The sequence below is a fragment of the Streptomyces litchfieldiae genome (genome assembly GCF_031845365.1).
In the GTDB taxonomy this organism is placed as follows: Bacteria; Actinomycetota; Actinomycetes; order Streptomycetales; family Streptomycetaceae; genus Streptomyces; species Streptomyces litchfieldiae.
In genome coordinates, this window is record NZ_JAVREL010000003.1 from 255,786 (window position 1) to 268,381 (window position 12,596).

At 73.4% G+C, this 12,596-nt stretch carries 14 protein-coding genes and 1 pseudogene; 9 read left to right on the forward strand and 6 right to left on the reverse strand.

Annotated elements, in window-relative coordinates; translation table 11 throughout:
* The first annotated feature begins 12 nt into the window (after positions 1-12).
* Complete coding sequence (locus RM590_RS07720) at positions 13-768, forward strand: LOG family protein (protein WP_311703641.1); 756 nt, start codon at positions 13-15, stop codon at positions 766-768.
* A gap of 260 nt (positions 769-1,028) precedes the next feature.
* Here RM590_RS07720 and folP read toward each other — a convergent pair whose 3' ends face one another.
* Complete coding sequence (gene folP, locus RM590_RS07725) at positions 1,029-1,889, reverse strand: dihydropteroate synthase (RefSeq protein ID WP_311703642.1); 861 nt, start codon at positions 1,887-1,889, stop codon at positions 1,029-1,031.
* Between the two features lie 76 nt (positions 1,890-1,965).
* On the opposite strand from folP, the pseudogene RM590_RS07730 reads away from it, so the two are divergent.
* Positions 1,966-2,334 (forward strand): annotated as a pseudogene (locus RM590_RS07730) (DivIVA domain-containing protein); the annotation flags it as partial.
* A gap of 60 nt (positions 2,335-2,394) precedes the next feature.
* Here RM590_RS07730 and RM590_RS07735 read toward each other — a convergent pair.
* The gene (locus RM590_RS07735; RefSeq protein WP_311703643.1) at positions 2,395-3,189 is read right to left on the reverse strand and encodes an enoyl-CoA hydratase-related protein; all 795 of its coding nucleotides are present in this window, start codon (positions 3,187-3,189) and stop codon (positions 2,395-2,397) included.
* A 208-nt stretch (positions 3,190-3,397) separates the two neighbouring features.
* Between RM590_RS07735 and RM590_RS07740 the strand changes: the two genes are divergently transcribed.
* Positions 3,398-3,565 (forward strand): DUF3117 domain-containing protein, encoded by a 168-nt coding sequence (locus RM590_RS07740; RefSeq protein WP_019434894.1) that lies wholly within the window; start codon positions 3,398-3,400, stop codon positions 3,563-3,565.
* A gap of 71 nt (positions 3,566-3,636) precedes the next feature.
* On the opposite strand, the gene RM590_RS07745 is transcribed toward RM590_RS07740, so the two are convergent.
* Positions 3,637-4,347, reverse strand: coding sequence for an O-methyltransferase (locus RM590_RS07745; RefSeq protein WP_311703834.1), 711 nt, complete (start codon positions 4,345-4,347; stop codon positions 3,637-3,639).
* Positions 4,348-4,456: 109 nt separating this feature from the next.
* Here RM590_RS07745 and sigE point away from each other — a divergent pair, with 109 nt between their 5' ends.
* The 5 genes from sigE (at position 4,457) to RM590_RS07770 (ending at position 9,147) form a co-directional block, all read left to right on the forward strand.
* Positions 4,457-5,257 (forward strand): RNA polymerase sigma factor SigE, encoded by an 801-nt coding sequence (gene sigE, locus RM590_RS07750; protein WP_311703644.1) that lies wholly within the window; start codon positions 4,457-4,459, stop codon positions 5,255-5,257.
* Positions 5,254-6,060, forward strand: coding sequence for an anti-sigma factor family protein (locus RM590_RS07755; RefSeq protein WP_311703645.1), 807 nt, complete (start codon positions 5,254-5,256; stop codon positions 6,058-6,060). Before sigE ends, RM590_RS07755 begins: the two co-directional genes overlap by 4 nt.
* A gap of 71 nt (positions 6,061-6,131) precedes the next feature.
* Positions 6,132-7,727, forward strand: coding sequence for a trypsin-like peptidase domain-containing protein (locus RM590_RS07760; RefSeq protein WP_311703646.1), 1,596 nt, complete (start codon positions 6,132-6,134; stop codon positions 7,725-7,727).
* Between the two features lie 121 nt (positions 7,728-7,848).
* On the forward strand, positions 7,849-8,331 hold the full coding sequence (locus tag RM590_RS07765; protein WP_311703647.1) for a sec-independent translocase: 483 nt from the start codon (positions 7,849-7,851) through the stop codon (positions 8,329-8,331).
* A 135-nt stretch (positions 8,332-8,466) separates the two neighbouring features.
* Positions 8,467-9,147 (forward strand): hypothetical protein, encoded by a 681-nt coding sequence (locus RM590_RS07770; RefSeq protein ID WP_311703648.1) that lies wholly within the window; start codon positions 8,467-8,469, stop codon positions 9,145-9,147.
* Between the two features lie 49 nt (positions 9,148-9,196).
* Here the strand turns inward: RM590_RS07770 and RM590_RS07775 are convergent, their stop codons facing one another.
* Complete coding sequence (locus RM590_RS07775) at positions 9,197-10,372, reverse strand: Mrp/NBP35 family ATP-binding protein (RefSeq protein ID WP_311703649.1); 1,176 nt, start codon at positions 10,370-10,372, stop codon at positions 9,197-9,199.
* Positions 10,373-10,453: 81 nt separating this feature from the next.
* Here RM590_RS07775 and RM590_RS07780 point away from each other — a divergent pair, with 81 nt between their 5' ends.
* On the forward strand, positions 10,454-11,212 hold the full coding sequence (locus RM590_RS07780; protein ID WP_311703650.1) for a hypothetical protein: 759 nt from the start codon (positions 10,454-10,456) through the stop codon (positions 11,210-11,212).
* Between the two features lie 9 nt (positions 11,213-11,221).
* Here the strand turns inward: RM590_RS07780 and RM590_RS07785 are convergent, their stop codons facing one another.
* The gene (locus tag RM590_RS07785; protein WP_311703651.1) at positions 11,222-11,743 is read right to left on the reverse strand and encodes a hypothetical protein; all 522 of its coding nucleotides are present in this window, start codon (positions 11,741-11,743) and stop codon (positions 11,222-11,224) included.
* A 24-nt stretch (positions 11,744-11,767) separates the two neighbouring features.
* Positions 11,768-12,514, reverse strand: a complete 747-nt coding sequence (locus RM590_RS07790; RefSeq protein ID WP_311703652.1) for a ferritin-like fold-containing protein — start codon at positions 12,512-12,514, stop codon at positions 11,768-11,770.
* Positions 12,515-12,596 lie beyond the last annotated feature (82 nt).

Consider the following 12,596-nt stretch of genomic DNA (forward strand, 5'->3'; position numbering starts at 1 on the left):
GAGGAGCACGGCATGAGCGGCAGCGGCAGCCCGGATTCCGGCGAGCGGGACGGCAGGCGCGAACAGCACCTGGGCCCGGTGGTGCGCCGGCGCGGCCAGGTGATGCCCGGCACGGCCGATCAGCGGCTGCTCGACACCCGCGGGCCCTCGGACTGGGTGCACGGCGACCCCTGGCGGGTGCTGCGGATCCAGTCGGAGTTCGTCGAGGGCTTCGGCGCCCTGGCCGAACTCGGGCCGGCCGTCAGCGTGTTCGGCTCCGCCCGCACCCGGCCGGGCGCGCCCGAGTACGAGCTGGGGCGGCGCATCGGCCGCGGCCTGGCCGAGGCGGGCTTCGCCGTGATCACCGGCGGCGGCCCGGGCGCGATGGAGGCGGCGAACCGCGGCGCCAGCGAGTCCGGCGGCGTCTCGGTCGGCCTCGGCATCGAGCTCCCCTTCGAGCAGGGGCTGAACGAGTACGTCGACATCGGGGTCAACTTCCGGTACTTCTTCGTGCGCAAGACGATGTTCGTGAAGTACGCGCAGGGCTTCCTGGTGCTGCCCGGCGGCCTCGGCACGCTGGACGAGCTGTTCGAGGCGCTGACTCTGGTCCAGACGCAGAAGGTGACGCGTTTCCCGATCGTGCTGGTCGGCACGGAGTACTGGAGCGGCCTGGCGGCCTGGGTACGCGACACCGTGATCGCGGGCGGCAAGGCGTCGGAGAAGGACCTGGCGCTGTTCCACGTCACCGACGACGTGGACGAGGCCATCGCGCTGGTCACCAAGCCTTAGGGCCTGTATCGAGTTCCCGCCCGGGCCCGCGACGCCAGTCACGGCACCTCGCCGCTCCCCCAGACTCCGTCTGGGAGGTGCCCCCAGCCGAATCGCGCGAATACGGCCGGGTATGAGCTGCGATCCGGTGCCTTGCGATGCACCGCGTCTGACGCCGCGGGCTGATCCGACCGGGAACTCGATACAGGCCCTAGGTTCCGGTCCTGTCGATCTTGCCGGATCGGCCGGACAGGACCTGGGCCCCGGCCCCCGGGCCCGGCTCAGGCCAGGCCCCGGCGGGCCACCGCCGGCGGGCGGTGGCCCGCGATCGAGGCCACCATGTCCAGCACCTGCTTGGTCTCGGCCACCTCGTGGACCCGGTAGACCCGGGCGCCCAGCCAGGCCGAGACCGCGGTGGTGGCCAGCGTGCCCAGCAGCCGCTCCCGGACCGGCAGGTCCAGCGTCTCGCCCACGAAGTCCTTGTTGGAGAGGGACACCAGCACCGGCCAGCCGGTGGCCGTCATCTCGCCGAGCCGCCGGGTGGCCTCCAGCGAGTGCCGGGTGGACTTGCCGAAGTCGTGCCCGGGGTCGATCAGCACGGCGTCGCGCCGCACGCCCAGCGCCACCGCCCGCTCGGCCAGCCCCACGGTGACCCGCAGGATGTCGGCCATCACGTCGTCGTACGCCACCCGGTGCGGCCGGGTGCGCGGGCGCGCGCCCCCCGCGTGGGTGCAGACCAGGCCGACGTCGTGCCGCGCCGCCACCTTGGCCAGCAGCGGATCCACCCCGCCCCAGGCGTCGTTGAGCAGGTCCGCGCCGGCCGCGCAGACGGCCTCGGCCACCTCGTGCCGCCAGGTGTCCACGCTGATCACCACGGACGGGTGCCGGCGGCGCACCTCGGCGACGAAGCCGGCGGTGCGCCGGATCTCCTCCGCCGCGTCCACCTCGGCGCCGGGCCCGGCCTTGACGCCGCCGATGTCGATGATCGCCGCGCCCTCCGCCACCGCGCGCTCGACGCGGGCCAGGGCCGCCTCGTCCTGGAACGTGGCGCCCTGGTCGTAGAAGGAGTCGGGAGTCCGGTTGACGATGGCCATGATCACCGGTTCGTCGGGGGCGAACTCTCGCTCCCCAAGGCGCAGCATCGCTCTGTTCTCCGTTCCAGCCCGTCCCTCGCGGCATACTCTGTCGAACCTACCCGCACGCGGGTGTCGGCGCGGCATGCGACGATCGGCACCGCAGGAGAGTCGAAGCCAAGGGGAGGCAGCCGTGTTCTGGTTTCTGATGGCCGCGATGGTCGTGGTGATCGCCGCGGTCACGCTGGCGGTGCTCGGCAGCGGCGACGGCTCGGGCGGGCCGTCGACCGGCGGGCTCACGGACGCCGAGCCGGACCGGCTGGCCGATCCGCTGCCCAGCGACCGGCCCATCGGCCCCGCGGACGTGGTGCGGGTGCGGCTGCCCGTCGCGCCGCGCGGCTACCGGATGGCCGAGGTCGACGACGTGCTGGACCGGCTGGCCGCCGAGCTCGCCGAGCGCGACGCGCGGATCGCCGAGCTGGAGACGGCGCTGGCCGGAGCCCGTTCGGTGGCGCCGGACGGGGACGCGGCGCCGCCGTCCGAGCAGTCCTGAGCGACCGCGCCGCCGGGCGGCTCATTCGCCGGCGAACCGCGGGCTTTCCTTCCGGGTGAACGCGGCCACCGCCGCCCGGTGGTCCGCCGTGGCCCCGGCCTCCCGCTGGAGCCGGGCCTCGACCTCCAGCGTCTCCGTGAACGGGTGGCCCGCGGCGTAGGCCAGGGACTCCTTGATCGCCGCGTAGGCGAGCGTGGGCCCCTCGGCCAGTCGGCGCGCGGTCTCCAGGGCCGCCGCGGGCAGCTCCTCGTCGGGCACGACCCGCTGCACGATGCCCAGCCGCTCGGCCTCGGCGGCGTCCACCGTCCTCGGGAAGAGCAGCAAGTCGGCGGCCCGGCCCGGGCCCACGGCCCGGGGCAGGGTCCAGGAGAGGCCGGAGTCGGCCGACAGCGCAATTCCCGCGAACGCGGTGTTGAAAGACGCGCTCCGGGCGGCGAGTCGGTAGTCGGCCGCGAGCGCGAAGCCGAATCCGGCTCCGGCGGCCACCCCGTTCACCGCGGCCACGACCGGTTTCCGCATTCCGGCGATCGCGCTGACGATGGGGTTGTAGTGCAGCGCCACGGTGCGCATCGCGTCGTCTTCTTCCGCCGCCAATGCCGCGACGTGTTCCTTGAGGTCCTGTCCCACACAGAAGGCGCGGCCGTTGCCGGTGAGGAGAACGGCCCGGACCTGGGAATCCCCCGCCGCCCTCCGCAACGAGTCGCGCAGTGCTTCCTTCGCCGTCACATTCAGGGCATTCATCGCCTCGGGACGATTCAGCGTGACAGTCGCGAGACCGTCGGTTACCTCGTAGAGCACGGTGTCGGTGTCGGCCATGCCGCTCAGCATGACGCAGAAGTCCGTGCTATCGCGGGACAATCGGCGAATTGAGTGGTTTTGCGCGTGCGCGTTGCCGAAGGGATACCGCCCAATGTTGGTCATGAGGACGTTCCATGCGGGATAATGGCGTGAAGCAATGTGTTCGAGACCGGTGACCCTCATGTGTTGTCGGGCTCGACGAGCTGGTTCAGGAAGGGGAACGAGCATGGCGGCCATGAAGCCGCGGACGGGCGATGGTCCGCTTGAGGTGACCAAGGAGGGGCGGGGCATCATCATGCGCGTTCCGCTCGAAGGCGGTGGCCGACTCGTCGTCGAGCTGACCCCGGACGAGGCTGTCGCCCTCGACGAGGAACTCAAGAAGGTGACCGGCTGAGCCGCCGCGCTCCGAGCTGACAGTCGGCGCTGCCCCGGAAGGCGATCCGGGGCAGCGCCGTTTGGTTTCTTCTAGGCGCGGGCCGCGCACAGCAGGCCGTCGCCGACGGGCAGCAGCGCCGGCACCAGATCCTTGCTCTCCCGCACGGCGCGCAGCAGCTCGCGCAGCTTCCGCACCTCCGTCGGCTGCGCCCCGGAGTCCACGGTGCGCCCGCCCGCGAAGACCCCGGCGAAGCACACCAGCCCGCCGGGCCGCAGCAGCCGCAACGATTCTGCGAGGCATTCCAGGCACTCCAGCCGGTCGCCGTCGCAGAAGACGAGGTCATAGCCGCCGTCGGTGAGCCGGGGCAGCACGTCCAGCGCGTGGCCGGGGATGAGCCGCGCGCGGTTGCCCGCGAAACCGGCCATGCGGAACGCCTGCCGGGCGAACTGCTGCCGCTCCGGCTCGATGTCCACCGTGGTCAGCACGGAGTCGGGCCGCATCCCGGCCAGCAGGTGGATTCCGGACACCCCCGTGCCGGTGCCGATCTCCACCACGGCCCGGGCCCCGGCGGTGGCGGCCAGCAGGCGCAGGGCGTCCCCGGTCCCGGGGGACACGGGGCGCACGCCGACCTCCCGGGCCCGGTCGCGGGCCCAGCGGAGCGCCGCGCCCTCCGGTGCCTCGGCGTCCGGTGCGCCATACGCCTCGGCGAACGCCCAGCTCGTCAGCCGGTTGCCGGTAATGGCCCTCTCCTGTCCCCGTCTGTCACGCGCTTTGACTGTATCGACTCCCGGGGGGAACAGGACGCCCGGACCGGTCGTTGGATCAGTCACGGGGCATCCGCGGGAGCGGGTGCGGGGCCGGGAAAGCCGGTCAAGAAATGCTTATCCGGAGCTAACGGGCGAGGTGGCTATGGTAGGGACTCCACTGGACACCACCAGAGCCGACAGGGGAGGTGCGGCCACGTCCACCGGCCGGGGAGTGCTCACACGCTTCCTGCGGTCTTCCGGCGGGCCGAATTCCGTGACAGAGAACGCTGACGCCGACCGGGCGCATGTCACCATCGACGAGGCAGACGGCACCACCGCGACCGTCGCCACGTTCAACGCGGGCTCCGACAGCACCACTTGGGCCCCGCCGAGCTGGGAAGAGATCGTCAGCACTCACAGCGCACGTGTGTACCGCCTGGCCTACCGGCTCACGGGGAACCAGCACGACGCCGAGGACCTGACGCAGGAGGTCTTCGTCCGGGTCTTCCGTTCGCTGTCTACCTACACGCCCGGCACCTTCGAGGGCTGGCTGCACCGCATCACCACGAACCTGTTCCTGGACTCCGTCCGCCGCAAGCAGCGCATCCGGTTCGACGCGCTCGGCGAGGACGCGGCCGACCGGCTGCCCAGCCGGGAGCCCACGCCCCAGCAGCACTTCAACGACACGCACTTCGACGCCGACGTGCAGCAGGCCCTGGACACCCTGGCCCCCGACTTCCGCGCCGCCGTGGTGCTGTGCGACATCGAGGGGCTGAGCTACGAGGAGATCGCCACCACCCTCGGGGTGAAGCTGGGCACGGTCCGCAGCCGGATCCACCGCGGCCGGTCGCACCTGCGCAAGGCCCTGCGCCACCGCTCGCCCGGCGTGCGTGCCGAGCGCGAGGAGTCCCTCCTCGCCACGGTTCCCGCCGCCCGGCGTGCCGGGGAAGGCGGGGCGGAGTGACCAGTGCCCAAGAGCCCGGCCAGGCCGACCACCATCTCGGGGAGAGCCTGGCCGCTCTCGTGGACGGCGAGCTGTCGCACGACAGCCGGGACCGCGTGCTGGCCCACCTCGCCACCTGCCCGAGCTGCAAGGCGGAGGCGGACGCCCAGCGCGAGTTGAAGAGCGTCTTCGCCGAGAGCGTGCTGCCGGGCCCCTCGGACGGGCTGCTGGCCAGGCTCCAGAGTCTGCCGGCCGTCGGCGCGGAGCCGCCGGCCGACTCCTCGGACGCGCCCGGGGGGCGGGAGGAGCAGCCGCCCGCGCAGCGGCGGTCCTCCGTGCTCCGGCTGGACCTGCTGCCCGGCGGCAAGCAGCGCGAGTCGGCGCTCGGCCCGCCCCGGCTGGGCGGCGAGCGGGGCTTCCGGATACATGAGCCGGGGGCCGCCCGCGTGCCCCGTGGCCACCGGCTGGCGTTCGCCGCGGCCGGCGCGGTGTCGCTGGCGGCGTTCGCCATCGGCGGCGCGGTCTCCAGCGTCGGCGCGGGCACGGCCACCGCCGGTTCGTCGCAGCCCGGCACGGTCGCCGCGGGCAGCAACGTCAGCCAGGTCGCCATGGCCCGCACACAGAGCGGACGTTCGGAAGAGGAGAGGGAGCTGCCGGAGGCCATCGCCGCCCAGGCCGCCGGGCTCGCCCTGCTCAGCGCGCCCGCGGGGCCGATCGGATCGAGCGGTCAGCTCTTCCCGTTGCTGGGTGCCGGCCTGAAACTGGCGCCGCTCGCCGATCCCTCGGCGGGCCCCAGCATCCTCGGAGCCGTGAGCCCCCGCTGAATTCGGCGGACTGACCTGGTTCAATCTGTGCCGGGAACAGGACCGCCGCGGACACGATGGGGACAGCCGCCATGGACAAGGGGAACAGCCTTCCCGGCCAGCAGGCCGCCTCCCGCGCCTCCTGGGGAGCGCCCGGGCCGAGCCAGGGCGAGGACCCCGACGCACGGCCGGGGCACGACCCGTACGGCACACCGCCCTACGGGCAGCCCGGCCCCTGGGCGCCCGCCCCGCCCGTTCAGCGGCCGACCCCGACGCCGCCCGGTGGCACCCACGTGCCGCCGAACGGGACCCCGGCCGCCGGCACGCATGTGCCGCCGCACGCCACCCCCGCCGCCGGGACCCATGTCCCGCCGAACGCCACTCCTTCCGGTGGCACGCACGTTCCGCCGAACGCGACTCCGGCCGCCGGCACGCATGTCCCGCCGGGCGGCACCCCGGCCGGGGGGACCCATGTGCCGCCGGGCGCCGTCCCGGGCGGGGAGCAGCCGCGGCGGTACGACCCCTGGGCCGCGCCCGGCGCCGCCCCCGCGTTGGTCGGCCCCGCCGCCCCGCCGTCCGGGACCGGCGGTCCCCGCCTCAGCCGGCTGGTGGGCGGTGCCGCGGTGATCGCGCTGCTGGCCGGCGTCCTCGGCGGGACGATCGGCGTCTACCTGGAGCGCGAGGGCGCGTTCAGTGAGGTGCGGCTGCCGCAGGCGGTCACCGAGGACTCGCCGCCGCCGGAGGGCAGCATCGCCGGAATCGCCGAGGCCGTGCTGCCGGGCGTCGTCACCCTCCATGTCTCGGGCGGCGGCGAGGGCGCCACCGGCACTGGCTTCGTCCTCGACGAGCAGGGCCACATCCTCACCAACGCCCATGTGGTGCGGCCGGCCGGCGAGGGCGGCGTGATAGACGTCACCTTCAGCAGCGGGGACACGGCGAGTGCCGAGGTCGTCGGCCAGGACGCCGGCTACGACTTGGCCGTGGTCAAGGTCTCCGGTGTCTCGGGCCTCAGCGCGCTGCCGCTCGGCGACTCGGACTCCGTCCGCGTCGGCGACCCGGTGGTGGCGATCGGCTCGCCGTTCGACCTCCAGGGCACCGTCACCTCCGGCATCATCAGCGCCACCGAGCGTCCCATCACGGCGGGCGGCGAGGAGGCGGACGGCTCGGACGTCAGCTATGTCAACGCCCTCCAGACGGACGCCCCGATAAACCCGGGCAACTCCGGCGGCCCGCTCGTCGACCTCAACGGCCGGGTGATCGGCGTCAACAGCGCCATCCGCACCGCCGACGGCGGCGGCCTGGACCCGGGCCAGTCCGGCAGCGTCGGGCTCGGCTTCGCCATTCCGGTCAATCAGGCCAAGGACGTCGCCGAGCAGTTGATCAACACGGGGCGTGCCAGCCACCCGGTCATCGGGGTCACCCTGGACACCGGTTATCTCGGCGACGGCGCCCGGGTCGGCAGCTCCTCCGGGGAGCCGGCCGTCGTGCCCGGCGGCCCGGCCGAGGCGGCGGGTGTCGAGGAAGGCGACGTCATCACGGCCGTGGACGGGGAGCGGGTGCTCGGCAGCGACGAGCTCATCGTGAAGATCCGCAGCCACCGGCCGGGCGACGAGCTGGTGCTGACCATCGAGCGCGACGGTGAGGAGATCGAGCTGACCGTCACGCTGGGTGAGGCGTTCGGCGACTGAGGGAGGGCCGGTTGACGGGCGTGTGGGCCAGCGTTCACCGCGTTGTGGGTTCCGGCGTCTCCCGCCGGCCGCCGAGGGCGGGTACCGTAGCCATCTACCGTATGCGTGAGGGAGCTGTCAGGTGTTCTTCGATATAGGGTCACTGGAGTTCATCACGCTCGTCATTCTCGCGGTTCTCGTCTTCGGTCCCGAGAAGCTTCCGAAGATGATCCAGGACACCGCACGGTTCCTGCGGAAGGTCCGCGAGTTCTCCGACGGCGCGAAGCAGGACATCCGCAACGAGCTCGGCCCGGAGTTCAAGGACTTCGAATTCGAGGACCTCAACCCCCGCCGGTTCGCGAAGAAGCACCTGCTGGACAACGACGATCTCGGCCTGAAGGAGATCACCAGCAGCCTGGACATGCGCAAGGAGCTGACCGAGGTCACCGACGCGGTGAACGGCCGCCCGGCCTCCCGCACCAGCCTGGCCAAGCAGTCGCCGGAGGGCGCCGCGGGCGCGGCCGGGGCGAGCGGCACCACACCCGTCACGCTGTCCAAGGACACCGCCGGGGACCGCGCCGAGACGCAGCGCGAATCCCCGCCGTTCGACGCCGACGCCACCTGAGTGCATTCGCGTCTTTTCGGGGGCATATGACGCCACCCGATCTCCGGGCATGCCCGACACCCCGGACCCGGATGGCTATCCTCCCTATGTCCGGGGTGTGCCCAGGACGAGGGCAATGAGGAGGCGTCGCGTTACATGGAGACGACGAGTCGGGCAGAGCCGCAGGACGCGACAGGCGGCCCAGGCGCGTCCGGGGGGCAGGCCGCATCGCAGGGGGTACCCGGTGCGCGCCGCGCGGTGGAGGGCTATCTGATGGCCGGCTTTCCCTGGTACGGACTGGACGAGGCGTTCACCGGCCCTCGCTGGCTGATGCAAGTGGGGGTCGCCGCGGACGGCGCTGTCGAGCACGGCTCCACGGGCCACGGGGACGAGCCGTCCCTGCGGGGCGAGCTCGGCGAGGAGGAGCAGCGGTTCGCCGTCGTCGTCACGGTCGCCAGCCGCCCGGTGCGGCGCAGCCCCGACGGAACGGGCGTGCTGGAGGCCACCTCGGTCTCCTCGGCCGCCTGGCTGGCGGGCTCGGGCCTGCTGTCGTGCACCTGGCCGGCCCAGATGGAGCGCGCCCTGCGGCAGGACTGGCTGGAGCAGCAGACCGCCATCGCCTGGGAGTTGGCCGACGACCTGCACGGCGACGGCTGGACCGTGCTGTCCCTGCCGGTCGACGGCGTTCCCACCGACTTCCACTACCGGGAGTCCGAGTACGGCTGGGTGCTGGCCGGAGCCGCCCAGCACGACGTGCACATCGGCGCCTACGGGCGCGGCATGAGCGCCTACGGTCTCGGCTTCGCCGTGGTCAAGGACATCGAGAGCTACGCCTAGCTAGGCGGGCAGCGCGGGTGGGTGGTGGGGGCCGCCCACCCGGTGCCCCTCAGAACTTGTTGCGCGGGGTGATGCCCAGCGACAGGCCCGCCAGCCCGCGCTCCCGGGCGCCGAGCGCGGACGCCACCTTCCGCAGCGCCGTCCCGGCCGGGGAGTCGGGGTCGGACAGCACGACCGGCTTCCCCTCGTCGCCGCCCTCCCGCAGCCGCACGTCGATCGGGATCGAGCCCAGCACCGGCACCTTGGCGCCCGTCGCCCGGGTCAGGCCCTCGGCGACCCGCTCGCCGCCGCCGGTGCCGAAGACGTCCACCATCTCCCCGCAGTGCGGGCACGGCAGCCCCGCCATGTTCTCCACGACGCCGACGATCTTCTGGTGCGTCTGCACCGCGATCGAGCCGGCCCGCTCCGCGACCTCGGCCGCCGCCTGCTGGGGCGTGGTCACCACCAGGATCTCCGCGCCCGGCACCAACTGGGCGACCGAGATGGCGATGTCACCGGTGCCCGGCGGCAGGTCCAGGAGCAGCACGTCCAGATCGCCCCAGAAGACGTCCGCGAGGAACTGCTGCAACGCCCGGTGCAGCATCGGGCCGCGCCACACCACCGGGGCGTTCCCCGGGGTGAACATCCCGATGGAGATGACCTTCACGCCGTGCGCCGACGGCGGCATGATCATGTTCTCCACCTGGGTGGGGACGGCGTCCGTGCCCAGCATGCGCGGGACCGAGTGGCCGTAGATGTCCGCGTCCACGACGCCGACCTTCAGGCCATCCGCCGCCATCGCCGCGGCCAGGTTCACCGTGACCGAGGACTTGCCGACGCCGCCCTTGCCGGAGGCCACGGCGTAGACCCGGGTCAGCGAGCCCGGCTTGGCGAACGGCACCTCCCGCTCGGCCTGCCCGCCGCGCAGCGTGGTGGCCAGCTCCTTGCGCTGCTCGTCGCTCATCACGTCCAGTTCGACCCGCACCCCGGTGACCCCGGGCACGGCGCGCACCGCGCCGGTGACGTCGGCCGTGATCGAGTCCCGCATGGGACAGCCCTGGATCGTCAGATACACCCCGACCGTGACCGTGCCGTCACCGGCGATGTCCACCGACTTCACCATGCCGAGGTCGGTGATGGGACGATGGATCTCCGGGTCGTTCACCCGCGACAGCGCGGCGCGCACCGCCTCTTCCGTGGGGAGCGTGCCCGTCGCGCCCGGAGCAGGGGGAGTATCGGTAGCCATGCCCCCGATGGTACGGCGCTGCGGGCGGCGGACGGGACCAGCCCTTCGGGCCCCGCCCGGCTTGCCGGTACGCTGCGCCTCGTGACACCAACTGCCCCCGGAAACCGGCTCAGGTGGCGTCGGGCGCTGGCCGGTATCGCCTGCGCGGGAGCGCTGGCCGTCGCGCCGACCGGGTGCGGCTCGGACGACCCGGACGAGGACACCAACGGCATCGGCGAGCTGCCCCCCGCGGAGATAGAGCAGCGGGCGCGCACGGCCGCGGCCGAGGCGGCCACCGTGCGGCTGTCCGGCACGGTCATCACGGAGAGCGGCTCCTACCGGCTCGACGTCCGGCTCGGCGAGGAGGGCGGCGTCGGGGAGGTGTCCGCGGAGGACACCACATTCGAGCTGCTACGGGTCGGCGAGGACCTGTACATCAAGGCGGACGCGGCGTTCTGGGAGAGCGAGGGCATCCCCGAGGAGCTGGAGTCCGACCCGGCCGAGAAGCTGGACGACAAGTACGTACTGGTCGCGCCCGACGACCCCGCCTACGCCGAGCTGAGCGGCTTCACCGACAAGAACACGCTGCTGGACGGGCTGCTGACGCTGGAGGGCGAGCGGGCGACGGGCGAGCGCGGCGAGATCGACGGCGTGGCGACGATCCGCGTCGAGGCGGACGGCGGCGCGGGCGGCGCGATGGAGGTGTCGCTGGTCGGCACCCCGTATCCGCTCCGGCTGGAACGGGGCGGCCAGGCGGGGGAGTTGACGATGGACGACTGGGGCGAGGAGTTCTCGCTGCACGCGCCGAACGAGGACGAGATCGTCGACTACGGCGACGCGATGATCACGCCCGACGAATAGCCCCGGCGGCTACGCCTTCCGCCGGCGCACCGGGAGGCCGGAGGGGGTGGGCAGGCGCGTGCTCGCGGGCGTGGGCAGCGGGGGCGCGGCCAGCGAGGCCGTGGGCATCGACCCGGGCCGCTGCGACGGCTCCCCGGCCGGGGCCAGGCGGAACACCCGGCACTCGGCGGCCCAGCGTTCGGCCAGCGCCTCGGCGTCGGGCGCGTTGAGCCGCTTGCCCCTCAGCTCTGCGACCGCCTCCCGCCAGGCGTCGCCGTCCGGCGCCGGCTCGCCCACCCGGGCCGGCCACACGACCAGCCGCCCGCCCTTGTCCTTGCTGCGGCAGGTCACCGTCGCGGTGCCGCCGTCGGTGAGGCGGAGGCCCGCCAGCGGCTGCTCGCCGGGGCCGTCGCCGACCACCCAGACCGCGCCGTCGTGCCAGACGTGCCACAGCGGACGCGCGGGCCCCTGCGGGCCGCGCACCCACACCAGCGCGGACTTCTTCGCGGACTCCTCGATCAGGGCCAGGTCGAGGGCGGTGGGGGTCGTCATGCGGGGAGCGTAGCGGCGCCCGGCCTACGCGGACAGGCCGAGGGCGGCCATCCGCTTGGTGTGCGCCTCGGTGATGCGGGAGAACATCCGGCCGATCTCGGCCAGGTCGAAGCCGTCCGCGACGCCGCCGACGAGCATCGTGGACAGCGCGTCGCGGTCCGCCACCACGCGCTGCGCCTGGGACAGCGCCTCGCCCATCAGCCGCCGGGCCCACAGCGCCAGCCGGCCGCCCAGCCGGGGGTCGGCCTCGATCGCCGAGCGGACCTTCTCCACGGCGAACGAGGAGTGGTCCGTCTCGGCCAGTACGCGCAGCACCAGGGAACGGGTGTCGGAGTCCAGGCGGGCGGCCACCTCGCGGTAGAAGTCGGCCGCGATGGCGTCGCCGACGTACGCCTTGACCAGGCCCTCCAGCCAGTCGGACGGCGCGGTCAGCCGGTGGAACTCCTCCAGCGCGGACGCGAACGGCGCCATCGCCGTCGTCGGGTCCTCGTCGATCTGCCGCAGCCGCTCGGTGAGCTGCTCGAAGTGCTGGAACTCGGCCGACGCCATGCGGGCCAGCGCCGCCTTGTCGGCCAGCGTCGGCGCCAGCTTGGCGTCGTCCGCCAGCCGCTCGAAGGCCGCCAGTTCGCCATAGGCGAGCGCCCCCAGCAGATCGACCACGGCCGCCCGGTACCGGGGATCCGTGGACGCCTCCGCCCAGTCCACCGCGGCGATTCCGGTGGGCTCCGGGACCTCGGGCGACTCGGGACTCGGGGTCTTCGGCGTCTCCATCAGCTCTCCTCCGCAGGCGGCTTCCCGGCGCGCCCGGATGCCGTTCACGCCAGTGCACAATAGTCGCTGGCCGGGCGGGCGG

What these genes read in the sequence shown, in the direction of transcription:
- RM590_RS07720 (WP_311703641.1), top strand. Translation starts at nt 13, where the DNA reads ATGAGCGGCAGCGGCAGCCCGGATTCCGGCGAGCGGGACGGCAGGCGC.
- folP (WP_311703642.1), bottom strand. Translation starts at nt 1,889, where the DNA reads ATGCTGCGCCTTGGGGAGCGAGAGTTCGCCCCCGACGAACCGGTGATC.
- RM590_RS07735 (WP_311703643.1), bottom strand. Translation starts at nt 3,189, where the DNA reads ATGGCCGACACCGACACCGTGCTCTACGAGGTAACCGACGGTCTCGCG.
- RM590_RS07740 (WP_019434894.1), top strand. Translation starts at nt 3,398, where the DNA reads ATGGCGGCCATGAAGCCGCGGACGGGCGATGGTCCGCTTGAGGTGACC.
- sigE (WP_311703644.1), top strand. Translation starts at nt 4,457, where the DNA reads ATGGTAGGGACTCCACTGGACACCACCAGAGCCGACAGGGGAGGTGCG.
- RM590_RS07760 (WP_311703646.1), top strand. Translation starts at nt 6,132, where the DNA reads ATGGACAAGGGGAACAGCCTTCCCGGCCAGCAGGCCGCCTCCCGCGCC.
- RM590_RS07770 (WP_311703648.1), top strand. Translation starts at nt 8,467, where the DNA reads ATGGAGACGACGAGTCGGGCAGAGCCGCAGGACGCGACAGGCGGCCCA.
- RM590_RS07775 (WP_311703649.1), bottom strand. Translation starts at nt 10,372, where the DNA reads ATGGCTACCGATACTCCCCCTGCTCCGGGCGCGACGGGCACGCTCCCC.
- RM590_RS07785 (WP_311703651.1), bottom strand. Translation starts at nt 11,743, where the DNA reads ATGACGACCCCCACCGCCCTCGACCTGGCCCTGATCGAGGAGTCCGCG.
- RM590_RS07790 (WP_311703652.1), bottom strand. Translation starts at nt 12,514, where the DNA reads ATGGAGACGCCGAAGACCCCGAGTCCCGAGTCGCCCGAGGTCCCGGAG.